Annotated in this window: 8 protein-coding genes; 5 read left to right on the top strand and 3 right to left on the bottom strand. The window is 67.3% G+C overall.

What is annotated here, in order from left to right; translation table 11 throughout:
- The first annotated feature begins 153 nt into the window (after positions 1 to 153).
- From ACEF39_RS11995 to ACEF39_RS11980, 4 genes are all read left to right on the top strand, one after another.
- Positions 154 to 5,862, top strand: a complete 5,709-nt coding sequence (locus ACEF39_RS11995; protein WP_500285204.1) for an Ig-like domain-containing protein — start codon at positions 154 to 156, stop codon at positions 5,860 to 5,862.
- Between the two features lie 86 nt (positions 5,863 to 5,948).
- The gene (locus tag ACEF39_RS11990; protein WP_500285203.1) at positions 5,949 to 7,133 is read left to right on the top strand and encodes a TolC family protein; all 1,185 of its coding nucleotides are present in this window, start codon (positions 5,949 to 5,951) and stop codon (positions 7,131 to 7,133) included.
- Positions 7,114 to 9,276, top strand: coding sequence for a type I secretion system permease/ATPase (locus ACEF39_RS11985; protein WP_500285202.1), 2,163 nt, complete (start codon positions 7,114 to 7,116; stop codon positions 9,274 to 9,276). The genes ACEF39_RS11990 and ACEF39_RS11985 overlap by 20 nt, the downstream gene beginning before the upstream one ends.
- Complete coding sequence (locus ACEF39_RS11980; RefSeq protein ID WP_500285201.1) at positions 9,269 to 10,459, top strand: beta-barrel domain-containing protein; 1,191 nt, start codon at positions 9,269 to 9,271, stop codon at positions 10,457 to 10,459. Before ACEF39_RS11985 ends, ACEF39_RS11980 begins: the two co-directional genes overlap by 8 nt.
- Before the next feature lie 27 nt (positions 10,460 to 10,486).
- Here the strand turns inward: ACEF39_RS11980 and ACEF39_RS11975 are convergent, their stop codons facing one another.
- Complete coding sequence (locus ACEF39_RS11975; RefSeq protein WP_500285200.1) at positions 10,487 to 11,416, bottom strand: LysR family transcriptional regulator; 930 nt, start codon at positions 11,414 to 11,416, stop codon at positions 10,487 to 10,489.
- A gap of 93 nt (positions 11,417 to 11,509) precedes the next feature.
- Here ACEF39_RS11975 and ACEF39_RS11970 point away from each other — a divergent pair, with 93 nt between their 5' ends.
- A complete protein-coding gene (locus ACEF39_RS11970; RefSeq protein WP_500285199.1) occupies positions 11,510 to 12,706 on the top strand; it encodes an MFS transporter in 1,197 nt (398 codons plus the stop codon).
- Positions 12,707 to 13,277: 571 nt separating this feature from the next.
- Here the strand turns inward: ACEF39_RS11970 and ACEF39_RS11965 are convergent.
- Complete coding sequence (locus tag ACEF39_RS11965; protein ID WP_500285198.1) at positions 13,278 to 13,931, bottom strand: response regulator; 654 nt, start codon at positions 13,929 to 13,931, stop codon at positions 13,278 to 13,280.
- Entirely contained in the window at positions 13,924 to 16,956 is a 3,033-nt protein-coding gene (locus ACEF39_RS11960) for a sensor histidine kinase (protein WP_500285197.1), read from the bottom strand. The genes ACEF39_RS11965 and ACEF39_RS11960 overlap by 8 nt, the downstream gene beginning before the upstream one ends.
- Positions 16,957 to 17,004 lie beyond the last annotated feature (48 nt).

Here is a 17,004-nt window from a genome sequence, read left to right as displayed (position 1 = left end):
TCCGTTCCCGAAGCTTCGTTTACCCAGCCGCGCTCTGCGCAGGCTGTGGATGGCTTCATCCAGACATTCTTCGAACTGCCGTGCCAGCGCCATCGCTGTGCGTGTCGTTGTTCTGCGCATGGCGGTGTCCCCCATCGATCAGAGGACCGTCCAATGGCTATTCGCGTCAAGGTTGTTCCGGTCAGTGAAACCATCTCCGCCGATACCCCGGCCACCACTGTTGCCAACAACGTAGTGGTGCTTCGACAGAGCAGTGACGTCGCACTGAACATCGATCCGGATCAAGTCGCCGGCTACGTAAAGGATGGCCAGGATCTGGTGGTCCAGCTCAAGAGCGGCGAGAGCGTGCGCATCGCAAATTTCCATGTCGATGGGCAGGCCCCGAGCCAACTGTTCCTGGTCGACGAGGAAAAGCTCGTCGCGGTTGACCTTCCGGCAGCAGCCAGTGACGGCCCGCTGGCCGCGAGCTACCTGCCGCAGGACACCCCGGCCGGATTCGATTCAATGACCGCTGCCGGCGCTGCCACGACCGGCGGTGGTGTCAGTGGCGCGATGATCCTGGGCGGGCTTGCGGCAGTGGGTGCGGCGGTCGCGCTGGCCAGCAGCGGCGGTGATGGCGGCGGTGATGGCGGCGGTGGCGGAACGTCACCCCCGCCGCCGGCGCCAACGCCGCCGGATACCACTGCACCTTCCACCCCGACCGCGCTGGCGGTCAGTGCCGATGGCCGTACCTTGACCGGCCGCGGCGAAGCGGGCGCTACCGTGCGAGTGGACAGCAACGGCGACGGACGACCGGATGCAACCGGCACCGTGGGCGCCGACGGCCGCTTCAGCATCACGCTGTCGCCGCCGCTGACCAACGGCGAACAGATCACCGTAACCTTGGCCGATGCGGCTGGCAACGTGAGCGGACCGGGGCAGGTGACCGCACCGGATTCCACGCCGCCTGCCGCTGCCACCAACGTGGTGGTGGCCGACGACGGCAGCAGCGTGAGTGGCAATGGCGAACCCGGCGCGACTGTGGGTGTGGATACCAACGGCGATGGTCAACCGGACATCACCGGTGTGGTGGGCAGTGATGGCCAGTTCACGCTTCCGCTGGATCCGTCGCTGACCAATGGTGAAACCGTCAGCGTGGTGGTTACCGACCCGGCCGGCAACAGCAGTCCGCCGGTGTTGGTGCAGGCGCCGGACTATCCGGATGCCCCGCTGCTGGATGCCAGCAATGGCAGCGTCATTTCCGGCACGGCTGGCGCCGGGCTGACCATCGTGCTGACAGACGGCGATGGCAATCCGATCGGCCAGACCGTGGCCGATGCCAATGGCGACTGGAGCTTCACGCCGCCCACGCCGCTGCCCGATGGCACTGTTGTGAACGCGATTGCCCAGGACAGCGCGGGCAACAACAGCCCGACGGCCTCGACCACCGTGGACGCCGTGGCGCCCGCTGCGCCGGTGGTCGACCCGAGCAACGGCGTAACCATCAGCGGTACGGCCGAAGCCGGCGCAACCGTGACCCTGATCGACGGCAGTGGTAACCCGATCGGCCAGGTCGTCGCCGATGGCAGTGGCAACTGGAGCTTCACGCCGGGCACGCCGTTGGCCGATGGCACGGTGGTCAATGCCACTGCGACCGATGCGGCCGGCAACACCAGCGGGCCGGGCAGCGCGACCGTGGATGCGGTGCCGCCGGCCGTGCCTACCGTCGACCTGAGCAACGGCAGCAGCCTGAGCGGCACTGCCGAACCGGGCAGCACCGTGACCCTGACCGACGGCAGCGGCAATCCGATCGGCCAGGTCATCGCCGATGGCAGTGGCAACTGGAGCTTCACGCCAGGCACGCCATTGGCTGACGGCACCGTGGTCAACGTGGTGGCCGAGGATGCCGCCGGCAACAGCAGTCCGGCAGCCACCGTCACGGTCGACGCCAGTGCGCCTGCCGCGCCGGTGCTCAATGCGAGCAATGGCTCGGTGATCAGCGGTACCGCCGAGGCCGGCGCGACCGTGACCCTGACCGATGGCAGTGGCAATCCGATCGGCCAGGTCACTGCCGATGGCAGTGGCAACTGGAGCTTCACCCCGGGCACGCCGCTGGCCAATGGCACGGTGATCGTCGCTACGGCGACCGATCCTACCGGCAACACCGGCCCGCAGGCTGCCACAACGGTGGACGCCATGGCACCCGCTGCACCGGTGGTTGATCCCAGCAATGGCGTGACCATCAGCGGCACCGCTGAAGCGGGTGCAACCGTGATCCTGACTGACGGCGGCGGCAATCCGATCGGTCAGGTCGTCGCCGATGGCAGCGGCAACTGGTCGTTTACACCTGCGACTCCGCTTGCCAACGGCACGGTGGTCAACGCGGTGGTCCAGGACGCGGCGGGCAACATCGGTCCGCAGGCCACCACCACAGTAGATTCCCTTGCCCCAGCGGCGCCGGTGGTCAATCCGAGCAACGGCAATGTGCTTGCTGGTACCGCCGAGGCGAACAGCAGCGTCACCTTGACTGATGGCAGCGGCAACCCGATCGGCCAGGTCATTGCCGATGGCAGTGGCAACTGGACGTTCACTCCAGCGGTACAACTGGCCAACGGCACGGTGGTGAATGCCACTGCGACCGATGCGGCCGGCAATACCAGCCCTCCCGGCAGCACCACGGTCGATGCGTCGTTGCCGTCGATCCCGCAGGTCGACCCGAGCAATGGCTCGGTCATCAGTGGCACCGCCGACGCCGGCAACACAATCATCATTACCGACGGCGGTGGCAACCCGATCGGGCAGGTCACCGCCGACGGCAGCGGCAACTGGTCGTTCACCCCCGGAGTACCGCTGCCGGACGGCACGTTGGTCAATGTGGTGGCCCGCAGCCCTGGCGGCACTGACAGTGCGCCGGCGGTGATCACGGTCGACGGTCTGGCGCCGGCGGCGCCGGTGATCGACCCGAGCAACGGGGCAGAGATCAGTGGCACCGCCGAAGCGGGTGCAACCGTGATCCTCACCGACGGCGGCGGCAACCCGATCGGGCAGGTCACCGCCGACGGCAGCGGCAATTGGAGCTTCACGCCGGGCACGCCGCTGGCCGATGGCACGGTGATCAATGCCGTGGCGCAGGACCCGGCCGGCAACACCAGTGGCCCGGCCAGCACCACGGTCGACGCGCTGGCGCCAGCTACGCCGGTGATCGCCCCGAGCAACGGTACGGTGATCAGCGGTACCGCCGAAGCGGGTGCAACCGTGATCCTCATTGACGGCGGCGGTAACCCGATTGGTCAGGCCACCGCCGACGGCAGCGGCAACTGGAGCTTCACGCCGGGCACGCCGCTGGCCGATGGCACGGTGATCAATGCGGTGGCGCAGGACCTGGCCGGCAACACCAGCGGCCCGGTCAGCACCACGGTGGATTCGGTTGCGCCGGCCGCGCCGGTGATCGACCCGAGCAACGGGGCAGAGATCAGCGGTACCGCCGAAGCGGGTGCCACCGTGATTCTGACCGACGGCGGCGGCAACCCAATCGGGCAGGTGACGGCCGACGGCAGCGGCAACTGGAGCTTCAGCCCAGGCACGCCGCTGGCCGATGGCACGGTGATCAACGCGGTGGCCCAGGATCCGGCCGGTAATACCAGTGGCCCGGTCAGCACCACGGTGGATTCGGTTGCGCCGGCCGCGCCGGTGATCGACCCGAGCAACGGGGCAGAGATCAGTGGCACCGCCGAAGCGGGTGCAACCGTGATCCTCACCGACGGCGGCGGCAACCCGATCGGGCAGGTCACCGCCGACGGCAGCGGCAATTGGAGCTTCACGCCGGGCACGCCGCTGGCCGATGGCACGGTGATCAATGCGGTGGCGCAGGACCCGGCCGGCAACACCAGTGGCCCGGCCAGCACCACGGTCGACGCGCTGGCGCCAGCTACGCCGGTGATCGCCCCGAGCAACGGTACGGTGATCAGCGGTACCGCCGAAGCGGGTGCAACCGTGATCCTCACTGACGGCGGCGGTAACCCGATTGGTCAGGCCACCGCCGACGGCAGCGGCAATTGGAGCTTCACGCCGGGCACGCCGCTGGCCGATGGCACGGTGATCAATGCGGTGGCGCAGGACCCGGCCGGCAACACCAGCGGTCCAGCCAGCACCACGGTTGACACGGTGGCGCCAACGGCACCGCTGCTGAGCATCAGCGCCGACGGCGCACTGCTGACCGGCACGGCCGAACCCAACAGCCAGGTACGCATCGTTGTGAATGGCGACACCGCCAACGCGATCACGGTGAACGTCGACGGCAGCGGCAACTTCACACTGCCGTTCTCGCCAGCGTTGGTCACGGGCGAGCTGATCGTCGGCGTCGCGGTGGATGCTGCGGGCAATATCAGTGGCCCGGCAACGATCAATGCGCCGGACCTCGCACCGCCGGCCATCAGCGTGCCGGAGTCGGTCGACACCTGGATCAACGCCGCTGAAATCGGCGACGGTATCCAGGTGGATGTCACGGTCCGCCCGACGATGCAGGTCGGGCAGGTCGTGACGGTGAAGTTCGCCGGACAGAACGGTTACGAGGCCGAGGTCAGCCATACCCTGACAGCAGGTGATATCGCGGCGGGAACGGTGACCCTGACCTTGACCCCGCCCGGCGGCCAAGGGCCGTTCCCGGAAGGAGCCTCGACGATCACGGCCGATATCAACGGCGGTGCCGCATCCGCGCCGGTGGCGTTCAACATCGACACCGTACCGCCGGCCACACCTGTGCTGTCGCTGGTGGGCAACCTGCTGACCATCTCCGCGGAGCCCGGTACCGAGCTTACCGTCACCGTGAATGTGGGCGGGGTGACCGCAACCGCTACGGTTACCGCCGACAACAGCGGGCTGGCGTCGCTCAATCTGCTGACCGACCTGGACATCGACTTCGGTTGGGACCAGTTGCTGAATGCCCAGGTCGGCGTGGTCGGCCGCGATCCAGCCGGCAACCCGAGCAATGTCGCCAGCATCGGCGTGGGTACCAGCATCGAGCAGCCGGTCACGATCGGCAACTTCGGTGTTGATGTCAGCCTCAACCCGCTCGACCCGCGGTTCGGCCTCAGCGGAACCACCGAGCCCAACTCCAGCGTGGTTATCCGCGTGATCACGCCGGCGTTGAATGTGGAGCTGCTGCCGATCCAGGCCGACGCGAGCGGGAACTTCTCGTTGAACCTGCTCAGCCCCAGCGTGCTGACCCAGCTTGGGTTGAACATCACCGACATCCTCAACCTCGGCTCGCAGATCTCGTTCAACGTGGTGTCCACCGACACCAATGGCAACGACAGCGCCGCCTATGGCATTACCCTCAGCCCGAACGGGCTGTCGCTGAACATCGGCGAAATCGACGTCAACGGTACCTCCGGCGACGATGTACTGTCCGGTGCCGACGGCAGTTCGGAGCACATCAACGGCAGCGACGGCAGTGACCTGATCTTCAACGTGGGTACCGGTGACCATGTGGTGGCGGGCACCGGCAATGACACGGTCCAGATCACCGCGACCAACTTCGTCAGCATCGACGGCGGCGACGGGTTCGACACGTTGCTGCTGGCCAACGGCATCGACCTGGACTACAACGCGGTCGGCGTCGGCACACTCAGCAACATCGAGCGCGTCGATCTGGGCACGGGCGACTCGGGCAGCGTGCTGACCCTGACGGCTGCGGAGATGGATGCCATCACCGATGGCAACAACACGCTGCAGATCACCGGCGAGAGCAATGACACCCTGAACGTGGTTGGCGCGGTGGACACGGGTACCACGCAGCTCATCAACGGCATCACCTACGACGTGTACACCTTTGGCAGCACCACGCTGCTGGTTGAAGACAACACGGTGCAGGTGGTGGCCTGATGCAGCAACGCCCGTGTGGGAGGCGGTGGGTGGGAGGAGCGTTCGCGCTCCTCCTGCTGGCGGGAGTTCCCGCAGGAACCTGTGCAATGAGCGTAGAGCAGGCGGTACAGGCGGGGCTGGCGATTCATCCCAGGGTCCGCGCGGCGCTGAGCGAAGCCGAGCGGGCCGGGACCGATGTGAAGATCGCGCGTGGCGGCTACTTTCCTGCCCTGCAGGTGTCGGGCGGGCCGCAGGCGGGGCACATGTCTGAAATGGTGTATGACGTGACGTTGTCGCAGATGCTGTTCGACTGGGGACGCACCCGTAGCCAGGTGGCTGCAGCATCGGCGACCGAGCGGCGCTATCTGGCCGCGCTGGAGGTTGCCCGCGACGATGCGGCACTGGACATCATTGAAACGTATCTGGATGTGCTGGTCGCGCGTGAGCGGGTGGCGGCAGTGCGCGACTTCCTGCAGCGCATCGAGGGCGTGCGTGGCATGGCCCGGGATCGCAGCGGCAGCGGCTATGCCGATCGCACCGAGCTGGACAGGGCCCAACTGGAATTCGCGCGTGGCCAGGACCAGCTCGCGCTGGAAGAAGGCGCACTGCGCGATGCCGACAACCAGCTTGCGTTGCTGCTGGGGCAGACCCCGGGGCAGCTGCAGGTGCCGGTGCTGTCGGCGGACGCTCGCCCCTGGCAGCAGGAACTGGAAGCGGCGATCGATGCGGCGCCACTGCTGCGCGAGTCCAGCGAGGACGCGGCCGCAGCCGAGGCCGAACTGGCGGAATCGCGCGCCGCGCTGAAGCCGCAGTTGAATGTCGAGGCGTCGGCGCTGCGCCGGGAGATCGGTGGCCAGATGGAAAACGACTCGGTGGTCTCGCTGCGGCTGCGGATGGACGTGGTGAGAGGACTCAGCAATTTCCAGCGCCCGGCGGCGGCACGGCAGCGCCTGGAAGCTGCGCGCTGGTCGGCCGACGCCACCCGTCGCGACCTGCGCCGCAAGATGCGCACGCTGTTCGACAACGGCGATGCGCTGGTGCTGCGTGAACAGGCATTGCAGCAGCAGGTGGATGAGTCCAGCCGGGTTGGAACCCTTTACCACGATCAATTCCAGGTCGGGCGTCGCGACATCATCGATCTGCTCAGCGTACAGCGTGAGCGGATGGAGGCCGAACGGCAGCTGGCTACGCTGCGCATGGAGCGTATCCGCATCGATTACCGCGCGGCGGCCCAGGTCGGGCAGCTTGGCGAACTGCTAGGAGGGAGGACCCATGCAGACGCCGCGCATTGAAGTGGCCGGTGGCAGCAGCAACCTGCCACGCGACCCACTGCAGGATGGCCTGTTGCTGCTGTGCGCGCGGCTCGGACGACCGCTCGGTGCCGCCGAACTGGTCGATGGCATCGCCCTGGAACAGGGGCGCCTGCCGTTGCAGCGGGTGCCGCGTGCGCTGCGCCGCGCTGATCTGAATGCCCGCGTCGAGGCTTTCGATCTGGTTGATATTGATGACTACCTGTTGCCGGCACTGCTGCTGTTGAACAATGGCAACACCGTTCTGCTGACTGCCCTGGAAGACGGCCAGGTACGGGTGGAAGTACCGCAGGCCGACGGCGGGGCGCAGGCGATGGCATTGCCGGCCCTGCAATCGCTCTACAGCGGTACGGCCGTGTTTGCCAAGCCCCGCTTCCGCTCTGACGGGCGGGTCGGCAGTTTTGCCGCCGGTGATGACCAGCACTGGTTCTATGGACCGTTGCGGCAGTTGTGGCGCTCCTATGCGGAGGTGGGTGCTGCCGCGTTCGTCGCCAACCTGCTGGCCATCGCCACGGCCATTTTCGCCATGCAGGTCTATGACCGCGTGGTACCCGTGGCAGCATTCGACACGCTGTGGGTGCTGGCCAGTGGTGTTGCCGTGGCCGTGGTGATCGAAGGCGTGCTGCGGGTACTGCGCGGACAGTTGCTGCAAGTGCTGGGCAAGCGCATGGACCTGCAGTTGGGCACACTGCTGTTCGCCCGCGTTCTGGGCACCCGGGTAGCAGCAAAGCCCGCTTCGATGGGCGCGTTCAGTACCCAGGTGCGTGAGTTCGAGGGCGTGCGTGACTTCTTCACCTCGTCCACGGCGGCCTTGCTGAGCGACCTGCCATTCGTTTTTGTGTTCCTGCTGCTGATCGCCCTGATCGGCGGCCATGTGGTCTGGGTACCGATCGTGGCCTGTGTGCTGATGGTGTTGCCGGGTTTGCTGGCGCAGCGGCGGCTGGGTGAGCTTTCGCGGCAGAACCTGCGCGAGGGCGCGATGAAGAACAGCATACTGCTGGAGGCGTTCGAGCACCTGGAGACGGTCAAGGCCACGCGTGCGGAGGGCCGCAGCCTGAAGCACTGGGAATCCCTTACCGCGCAACTGGCCGGTACCGCGCTGAAATCCAGTACGTTGACGGCCAGCATCAGTCATGGTGCTGCGGTGGTCCAGCAGCTGTGCTACGTCGGCGTGGTCGCCTTCGGCGTGTACCGCATCCACGACGGTGCGATGACGGTCGGTGCACTGGTGGCCTGCTCGATCCTGGCTTCGCGCGCCGTCGCGCCGCTGTCGCAGGTCGCGGCGGTGCTCGGTCGCTGGCAGCACACCAAGGTGGCCATGGAGGGGCTGGACCAGTTGATGGGTGCTGAACAGGAACGGCCACAGGGCGCGCGCTTCGTGCACAAGCCAAGGTTGCAGGGGGCGTACCAGTTGCATGAAGTGCGGCTTGCGTTCGGCGAGGGCGCATGGGTGGTCGACGTTCACGGGCTCTCCATCGCGCCGGGGCAGCGTGTGGCGCTGCTCGGCGGAAACGGCGCCGGCAAGTCCAGCCTGTTGCGCTTGTTGTCGGGATTGGTCACGCCGCAGCAGGGGCGGATGCTGCTCGATGACGTGGCACTGTCGCAGATCGATCCGGGCGACCGTGCACGCAACATCGGCTATCTGCCGCAGGATGTGGCGCTGTTCCACGGCACGCTGCGCGAGAACCTCAATCTGGAAGGTGCTGCCTGGCGCGATGAAGAGCTGCTTGAGGCGTTGGACGCAGTCGGTATCGGCCCCTTCGTCCGCGGCAATCCACTGGGCCTGGATCAGATGGTGCTGGGCAACGGCAGTCTCTCCGGTGGCCAGCGCCAGGCGATCGGGCTGGCCCGGGTGATCCTGCAGGATCCTCCCATCGTGTTGCTGGACGAACCCACCGCCGCGTTCGATCAGCACAGCGAAACCCATGTCGTGCAGTTCCTGCAGCGCTGGCTAGGTCAGCGCACGCTGGTGCTGACCACGCACAAGCGCAGCATGCTGGCTCTGGTGGAACGGGCCGTGGTGATGCGTGACGGCAGGATCATCATGGACGGGCCGTTGGATCAGGTCGTGCAGGGCAACCAGGTACAGCCGATCGCCGCCGTCGCTGGAGGGCACCATGGCTGACCGCCGGAGGAATGCGCAACGGCTGCGCCGAGACCTGGCCGACCCGCTGCTGGCGGCCACCCATCCGGTGTACCGCCCGCTGCTGTGGGTGCTGCTGGCAACAGTGGCGATCGCCGTGCTGTGGGCGGCGCTGGCCCAGTTGGACCAGGTCACTCGAGGCGAAGGCCGGGTTGTGCCGTTCAGCCGCATGCAGAAGATCCAGAGTCTGGAGGGCGGCATCCTCGACCGGTTGCTGGTGAAGGAAGGCGACCTGGTGGTGGTGGGGCAACCGCTGGTGCGGCTGGAAGAAACCCACTTCCGCACCAACTACGAAGAGTCGGCCAACCAGTCGCAGGTGCTGCGCGCGGCCATCGCCCGCCTCGAGGCTGAGGTCCTGGGCAAGGGGACCATCGAATTTCCGGCTGACATCCCCGGTGACAGCGCGCTTGCAAGATCGGAGCAGGAGCTCTACCAGTCGCGTCGCGCCACACTGCAGCAGAGTTCGGCCGCCATCGGCCAGCAGCTGGCCATCGCCCGTGACCAGTTGCGCATCGTCCGTCCGCTGGTGGCGCGCAACGCGGTCAGCCAGATGGAGGAACTCAAGCTCGCCCAGGAGATCGCTACGCTCTCCGGAAAGCTCAGCGAGCTGCGCAATACCTATTTCCAGGACGCCTATACCGAACGGTCCAAGTTGAAAGCAGAGCTTTCGTCGCTGGAGCCCATCGTGCACCAGCGCCAGGACCAGTTGCGGCGCACCGAGATCCTGTCCCCGGTGCGTGGGCGGGTGAACACGGTGCTGATCAACACCCGCGGGGGTGTCATCCCGCCGGGAGAGCCCATCATGGAGGTGATTCCAGTGGAGGAGCGGCTGTTGGTGGAGGCGCGGATCAAGCCGCGCGATGTGGCTTTCCTGGTCCCGGGCATGCAGGCGAAGGTCAAGATCACGGCGTACGACTACACCATCTATGGCGAGCTCAGTGGCACCGTGGAGCAGATCAGCGCCGATACGATCGAGGAGGACACGCCACGCGGCAAGGAGTCCTTCTACCAGGTGCTCATCCGCACCGACGGCAGCCAGTTGCGGCGGCATGGCGAGGTCCTGCCGATCATCCCCGGTATGGTGGCCGACGTGGATATCCTGACCGGCAAGCGCAGTGTGCTGAACTACCTGCTGCGACCGCTGATCAAGGCAAGGTTGAACTAGGCGGCAGCTTCCTGCGCCGCCCGGCTGTCACTTTGCTGCCGGCCGCATGCCATGCAGCTGCGGCAGCGCGGCTTTCATCGCGTCGATGAAGGCGCGCAGGCGCAGGGGTTGCTGTCGCGCAGCGGGGAACACCAGATGCACCGGCAGCGGTGGTGCCTGCCAGTCCGGCAGCAGCTGCACCAAGCGTTCTTCTGCCAGGTCTTCGGCCACCAGCCAGGCTGAAACCAGCGCCGCACCCAAGCCGGCGCGTGCGGCCTGCTGCACCACGAACAGGTTGTCACTCAGCAGGCGTGGCGTGATCGACAGCGTATGCGCGCGGCCCTGCGCGTCGTGCAGCAGCAGACGTTCGCGGTAGTAGGTGACCAGCGAGATCCACGGCAGTGCCTGCGCTTGTTTGGGCGTGGTGATCGAACCCGCATCGGCCAGCGACGGTGCGGCCACCACGATGCGCGGTACTTCGGCCAGCGGCAGGGCGACCACGCGCGGTTCATCGACCGTGCCGACCCGCACCGCGCAGTCGATGCCTTCGGCGATGAAGTCCGGGCGGCGGTCCTCGAGGATCCACTCCAGGCTCAACTGCGGATGCCGGGCCAGGAAGTCGAGCATGGTCGGCAGCAGCTGCGCCTGGCCGAATGCGTGCGGCACCATCACCCGCAGGCGACCGCTGAGCATCTGGGCCTGGCCGTGCAGCTCGGCCTGCAGCGCTTCCCATTCGTCCACCACCCGCTGTGCATGGCGTTGGCAGCGCTGGCCGTCCTCGGTCAGCAGCAGGCCGTGGGTAGACCGTTGCAGCAGGCGCAGACCCAGTTGTCGCTCCAAGGCTTGAAGCCGACGGCTGACGGTGGGCTGGGTGGTGCCCAGTTGGAGGGCAGCAGCAGAAAGGCTGCCGCTGTCCACGATACGCAGGAAAGTACGCAGCAGGTCCAGGCGGTCGCCGCCCGAGGCAAGTTCGTTCATGCGCATGGCGTATGACAAGTATGTAGGTGAGCCTACTACAGGCGTACTACGAATACAGGCACCCTACGTTCCACTTCTTTCCCGGATGCCCCCATGGCCACTCCCTCGATCTCAACCATCACCACTGCGCCCAGCGCCGCGCCCGCCCCGTCATTGGTGCTGGCCATGGCCGCCGGCGCGGGCTTCTCGGTGGCATCGCTCTATTACAGCCAGCCGATGCTGGGCCTGATCGCGCAGGATCTGGATGCGGGCGAGCGCGCCGTGGGCCTGGTGCCGACCCTGACCCAGCTGGGCTATGCGCTGGGCATCCTGCTGCTGGCTCCGCTGGGCGACCGCTTCGACCGGCGCAACCTGATTCTGTTGAAGTCGGTGCTGCTGGCGTTGGCCCTGGGTGCGGCCGCCTTGGCCGGTCAGTTGCCGGGGCTTCTTGTTGCCAGCCTGCTGGTGGGGCTGATGGCCACGCTGGCGCAGGACATCGTGCCGGCCGCCGCAGTGCTGGCGCCGGATGCGCAGCGCGGGCAGGTGGTGGGCAGGGTGATGACGGGCTTGCTGCTGGGCATCCTGCTGTCGCGCGTGGTCAGCGGCGTGGTGGCCGAAGCCTGGGGCTGGCGTGTGCAGTTCGGCCTGGCTGCACTGTCCGTGTTGGCGATGGGCGCGGTGATGGCACGGGCATTGCCGCACTTTGCAGCGACCAGCACGCTGCGCTACCCCGCGTTGTTGGGCTCGTTGCTGGCGCTCTGGCGCGAGCAACCGCAGCTGCGCCGCGCCGTGGCCAGTCAGTCGCTGCTGGCGGTGGGCTTCAGCGCGTTCTGGTCGACGCTGGCGCTGATGCTGCATGCACGGCTGGGTCTGGGCAGCGCCGCCGCGGGTGCATTCGGTATTGCCGGTGCTGCGGGTGCGTTGGCTGCGCCGGTTGCTGGCCGTTTCGCCGATCGCCTGGGCAGCCCTGCGGTAGCGCGGTTGGCGATTGCCGTCGCGCTGGCAGGCTTTGCCCTGTTGCTGGCCGAGTCATGGCTACCGGCCGCCGCGCTGCTGCCGTTGCTGGTGGTCAGCGCGTTGCTGTTCGATTTCGGTTTCCAGTCGGCGCTGGTTGCGCACCAGACTCTGGTCTACAGTCTGGTGCCGCCGGCGCGCAGCCGCCTCAACGCGCTGCTGTTCACCGGCATGTTCATCGGCATGGCCGGCGGCGGTGCATTGGGCAGCCTGGCGCTGGCGCAGTGGGGATGGCAGGGCGTGGCGTGGCTGGCAACGATCTGTGCTGGTGGCAGCCTGCTGATCCGCCTGCGTTGAGGGTGTGTTCGGCAGGGCTGCGCCCTGCACCTGCTGTAGTGCCGGCCGCTGGCCGGCAACCTCAACAGCAACAGCAACAGCAACAGCGGGTATTCCGTGGGGGGCGGGGCGGTGTCGGATTGCGGGGACGCCGCAAGTACGTCCTTGTAGGCTCAGCCGCGCCATCCATGGCGCGGATGCCCCGCAATCCGACACCGCCCCACCTTCGACAGATTTCCGATGTCTGATGGATCCACCTCATGCGTGGATGAATCTCCATCGAAATCGAATATTTCGATAAGTGATCGAAGAGCATCTACGCATGGCGTGGATCGTGTCGACCAAGGTCGACAGCTACCAACAGCAGCCCAACAGCAGCGGGAAATTGTCGAAGGCGGGGTGGGTCCGGTTGCGGGGGCGTGAGCGCCATGGATGGCGCGACCGAGCCTCCATGGATGGATTCACGGCGTCCCCCGCAACCGGACCCGCCCCGCCATCCCACAGGAGGCCAGCTTTTGCTGTTGCTGTTGCTTCGGCTGTTGCTGTTGCTTCGGCCTCTGCGGGTGCCGGGCGCAGCCCGGTCGAACCCCCTTCACTCTTGGCCGGTGTCATCCAGGCTGATGATTCCGCGGCGCAGGGCCTGGGTTACCGCGTGGGTGCGGTCGCCGACGCCCAGCTTGTCCATCAGGCTTTTCATGTGCGCCTTCACCGTCTGCTCGGAAATCTGCATGCGTTCGCCGATGCGCTTGTTCGACAGGCCGCCGGCCACGTGGCGCAGCACTTCGGTTTCGCGTGGCGACAGCCGGTCTTCGACGACATGCGCGGCGATGCTGGCCGCCACCTCTGCCGGTATTGGGGCGCGGCGGCCGCTGGCCACGGTGCGGATGGTGTCCACCAGTTCGTGGCGGAGCGTGTCCTTCAACAGATACGCGCTGGCCCCGGCCTGCAGTGCACGCACCGCACGTACATCGCCACGGTAGGTCGTCAGCACGATGATGCGGGCGCGTGGATCAAGCGCGCGGATCCGCACGATCGCTTCAACGCCGTCCATGCGCGGCATCTGCAGGTCCATCAGCACCACATCCGGTTGCAGTTGCTGGTAACGGGCAAGCGCCTCTTCGCCATCGGCGGCTTCGCCGAGCAGGCGGAGGTCTGCGTGCGTGCTCAGCAGTGCCGCCAGTCCATCGCGCAGCAGGGGGTGGTCATCAACCACCAGCACGCCGATGGGAGGAGGGGATTCAGTCATGGGTGGGTCTGCTCCAGGGCCAGCGCCAGCGCGATGGACGGCGGTGATATAGGCGACGGGCGGGCACGGACAGCGCGACTTCAGTACCCAGTCCCGGACGGGTCCACAGCTGCAGTTCCGCGCCCAGCCGCTGTGCGCGTTCGCGCATGCCCTGCATGCCCCAATGGCCGCGGCCGGCATTCTCGTCGGCAATGCCGACACCATCATCGCGTACGTGCAGCAGGAAACAGCGGGTGCCGTAGGACAGCTCCACTTCGATGGCACGGGCCTGCGCATGCCGCAACGCATTGCGGATGGCCTCGCGTCCGATCAGGAACACTTCTTCGGCCGCATCGGTCTGCAGGGGCGGTGGGCTGCCTTCCACGGTCAGGCGCAGCGGATTGGTGCCTTGGCCCGCGTACTCGGCGTGCACATCGGCCAGCGCCGAGGCGAGGTCGTGACCGGCAAATGGTCCGTCACGCAGTGCGTTGACCCGTTCCCGGCCTTCGGCAAGATTCTGCTCGGCCAACTGCATCGCCGCCTCCAACTGGGTGCGTACCGGCTCCGGCGTCTGTGCCGATTGGCTGATGGCATGTAGCCGCAGGATGAGCCCCTGGCTGCCTTGCAGCAGGGTGTCGTGCAGGTCGCGTGCGATGCGTTCTCGTTCGCCGTTGCGCTCCTGCAGGCGGGCGCGGAACAGCATCGCGAGCTGGCCGCTGCGGATGCGGACGGCCAACATCAGCACGGCCAGCACCAGCACTACGCACAACAACTTGAACCAGATGCTCTGCAGGAACGTGGGCGCGATCCGGAACGTGCGGCTGGCTGGCGCGCGGCTCCAGATGCCGTCCTCATTGGCAGCCTCCACCTCGAAACGGTAATGACCCGGCGCCAGATTGGTGTAGTACGCGCGCGTGCTGCTACCAGCGTCCTGCCAGCCGTCGTCCACGCCGGACAGGCGGTAGCGGTAGCGATTGCGCTCGGGCCGCGCCAGCGACAGCGCGACATAGTCGATCTGCAGCTGGGAGGTTCCGGCCGGCAGGCGCAGCCCCTCCTGCAAGGGGGCCTGGGTGGTGCCATACAGCACATCACCGATGCGTACCCCAGGCGCCATGGTGTTGATGTGCGGCTGCAACGTGTCCAGCCACGCCAGGCCCTGGTTGGTGGCCAGCCACAGCAGGCCGTCGGCGGCCAGTACGGCGGTCGGGATGGGGCCGCTCTGCAGGGCAATGCCGGGCATGCCATCGACAGCATCGAACAGGCGCGGAGCGACCGGCTGGCCGTCGCGCAGCGCGCTGCGCAGGGTGGCGACTTCGAGCCGCACCAGGCCGCGGCTGCCGTTGAGCCAGAGCCGTCCCTGCGCATCGGCGACCATGCCGGTGATGCCTTCAAGGATACCAGTCGTGTTCGTGCGCACGGGCAGGAACCGGCCGTTGCGCAGGCGCGCGGCCAGGCCCGCCTCACCGGCAACCAGCAGTAGATCGTCATGCTGAAGCAGCGCGGTTATCGGGCCGACCGACAGTCCCTGTGCCGCGCCGAACGTGGTGATCAATGCGGCATCCAGGCTGCGCAGCGTGCCGTCGGAATAGCCAAGCAGCAGCGCGCCGTCGCTGGCGCGCGCCAGCGATGAACAGGCCCGCTCGGGCAGCCGTGTCTCGCGTCGCCAGCGGTTATCCGCGTAGTGCAGCACCGCCTGCTCACCGGCGCAGACCCAGGCCTGGTCATCGTCGGCGAACAGTAGGGCATGCAGGGGCTGACCGGTGAACGGTGGGGGCAGGGGAATACGTGTGGTGTGGCCGCCGACAGTGCGCGCCAGGTTGATCCAGTCGAACTGCCAGACCGGTGTGGGCGCCCGCTGGGCGGCGGCCTGCAACTGCGCCGCGCTTTCGGACAGCAGCGGGCGCTGCAGGTCGAACAGCTTGAGGTCTTCGCCATAGCCGTACACGCGGCCGTCGCTGCCGCTTACCAGCGAGCGGTAAGGATCGCTGGGGCCGACGGCCAGCGTCTGCACGCTGCGGGCGCGGAAGCGGTTGAGGCCGAGGTTGGTGCCGACCCACAGGTTGCCTTCGCGGTCAGCGATGACCGGCACCGCCGAGGTCGCGGTGAGGCCCTGCGGTGTGTCGAAGCGCTCGATGCGCACGGCCTGCTGGCCATCGAAGGTGACGCGGGCGACGCCACCTTGCGGGCTCATCGTGGCCCACAGTGCGCCATCGGCGGTGAACTGCAGCCGCGACGCGACCAGGTCCGGCATGCGCCGCGCTTCACGCTCGTTGGGTGGCAGCAAGCCCTGCGCGTTGGCCAGTGGCGAAGTGCCGCGGATGCGGTCGGCCAGCCAGATCTCGCCCTGCGGGCTTTCCACCAGGGTCGCCATCTGCGAGACGGCGATGCCGGTGTTTTCAAATGCGGTCTTTCCCGCCAGGCGCTTCCAGATGCGCAGGTCGGCCAGTACCCAGAAGGTGCCGTGGCTGTCCTGCAGCAGCCATTGCACGCGACGTTGTGGCACGCCTTGATCGGCGGCCGGGGCCTGCCAGCGTTGCCCGTCGAACCAGCGCAGGCCACCGTTGACTGCCGCCCACAGGCGTCCATTGCGGTCATGCGCGAAGCGCGGCACCACGCCTACCGGCACGCCCTGCGCTCGCCCGAAACTGCGCAGCCGCTGCGGCGAGAACTGGCTGATGCCGGCCTGGAAATAGCCGATCCACAGGCCGCCGCCCTCGCCGTCGAGGCCGAGCGTGACCATGTTGGTGGAGGGGAAGCTGGCACCCGCCGGAGGCGTCTGCCGTTCGAAACGGCGACCGTCGAAGCGGTACAGGCCCGAGCCGGTCGCCAGCCACAGCATGCCCTCACGATCCTGGGCGATGTCCCAGATATCGCCGGGTGCCCCTTGGCCCACCCGCCAGGCGGTGTGCTGGTAGCCGGGCATGCCGTCGCTGATCACCGGATGCTGTGCAGCGAGCACGGGCAGGGCGATCGACAACAGCAGGCACGACAGCAGCGCCGGCAGGCGACGCGGGAGAGGGATGATGTGGCCACGCATGGTGTTCATTCTGGCAGGTGCAGGGCAGGCGCAGGTGACCCGAATGGGGTAGGCGCG

It is taken from the genome of Stenotrophomonas indicatrix (assembly GCA_041545745.1).
Classification (GTDB): domain Bacteria; phylum Pseudomonadota; class Gammaproteobacteria; order Xanthomonadales; family Xanthomonadaceae; genus Stenotrophomonas; species Stenotrophomonas indicatrix_A.
Note: the sequence above shows the minus strand (reverse complement) of the source record. Positions and strands in the feature narration are given on the sequence as shown.

Bases quoted from the DNA above. Each gene is read 5' to 3' on its own strand.
- ACEF39_RS11995 (WP_500285204.1), top strand. From the start codon at position 154: ATGGCTATTCGCGTCAAGGTTGTTCCGGTCAGTGAAACCATCTCCGCC.
- ACEF39_RS11990 (WP_500285203.1), top strand. From the start codon at position 5,949: ATGAGCGTAGAGCAGGCGGTACAGGCGGGGCTGGCGATTCATCCCAGG.
- ACEF39_RS11985 (WP_500285202.1), top strand. From the start codon at position 7,114: ATGCAGACGCCGCGCATTGAAGTGGCCGGTGGCAGCAGCAACCTGCCA.
- ACEF39_RS11980 (WP_500285201.1), top strand. From the start codon at position 9,269: ATGGCTGACCGCCGGAGGAATGCGCAACGGCTGCGCCGAGACCTGGCC.
- ACEF39_RS11975 (WP_500285200.1), bottom strand. From the start codon at position 11,416: ATGAACGAACTTGCCTCGGGCGGCGACCGCCTGGACCTGCTGCGTACT.
- ACEF39_RS11970 (WP_500285199.1), top strand. From the start codon at position 11,510: ATGGCCACTCCCTCGATCTCAACCATCACCACTGCGCCCAGCGCCGCG.
- ACEF39_RS11965 (WP_500285198.1), bottom strand. From the start codon at position 13,931: ATGACTGAATCCCCTCCTCCCATCGGCGTGCTGGTGGTTGATGACCAC.
- ACEF39_RS11960 (WP_500285197.1), bottom strand. From the start codon at position 16,956: ATGAACACCATGCGTGGCCACATCATCCCTCTCCCGCGTCGCCTGCCG.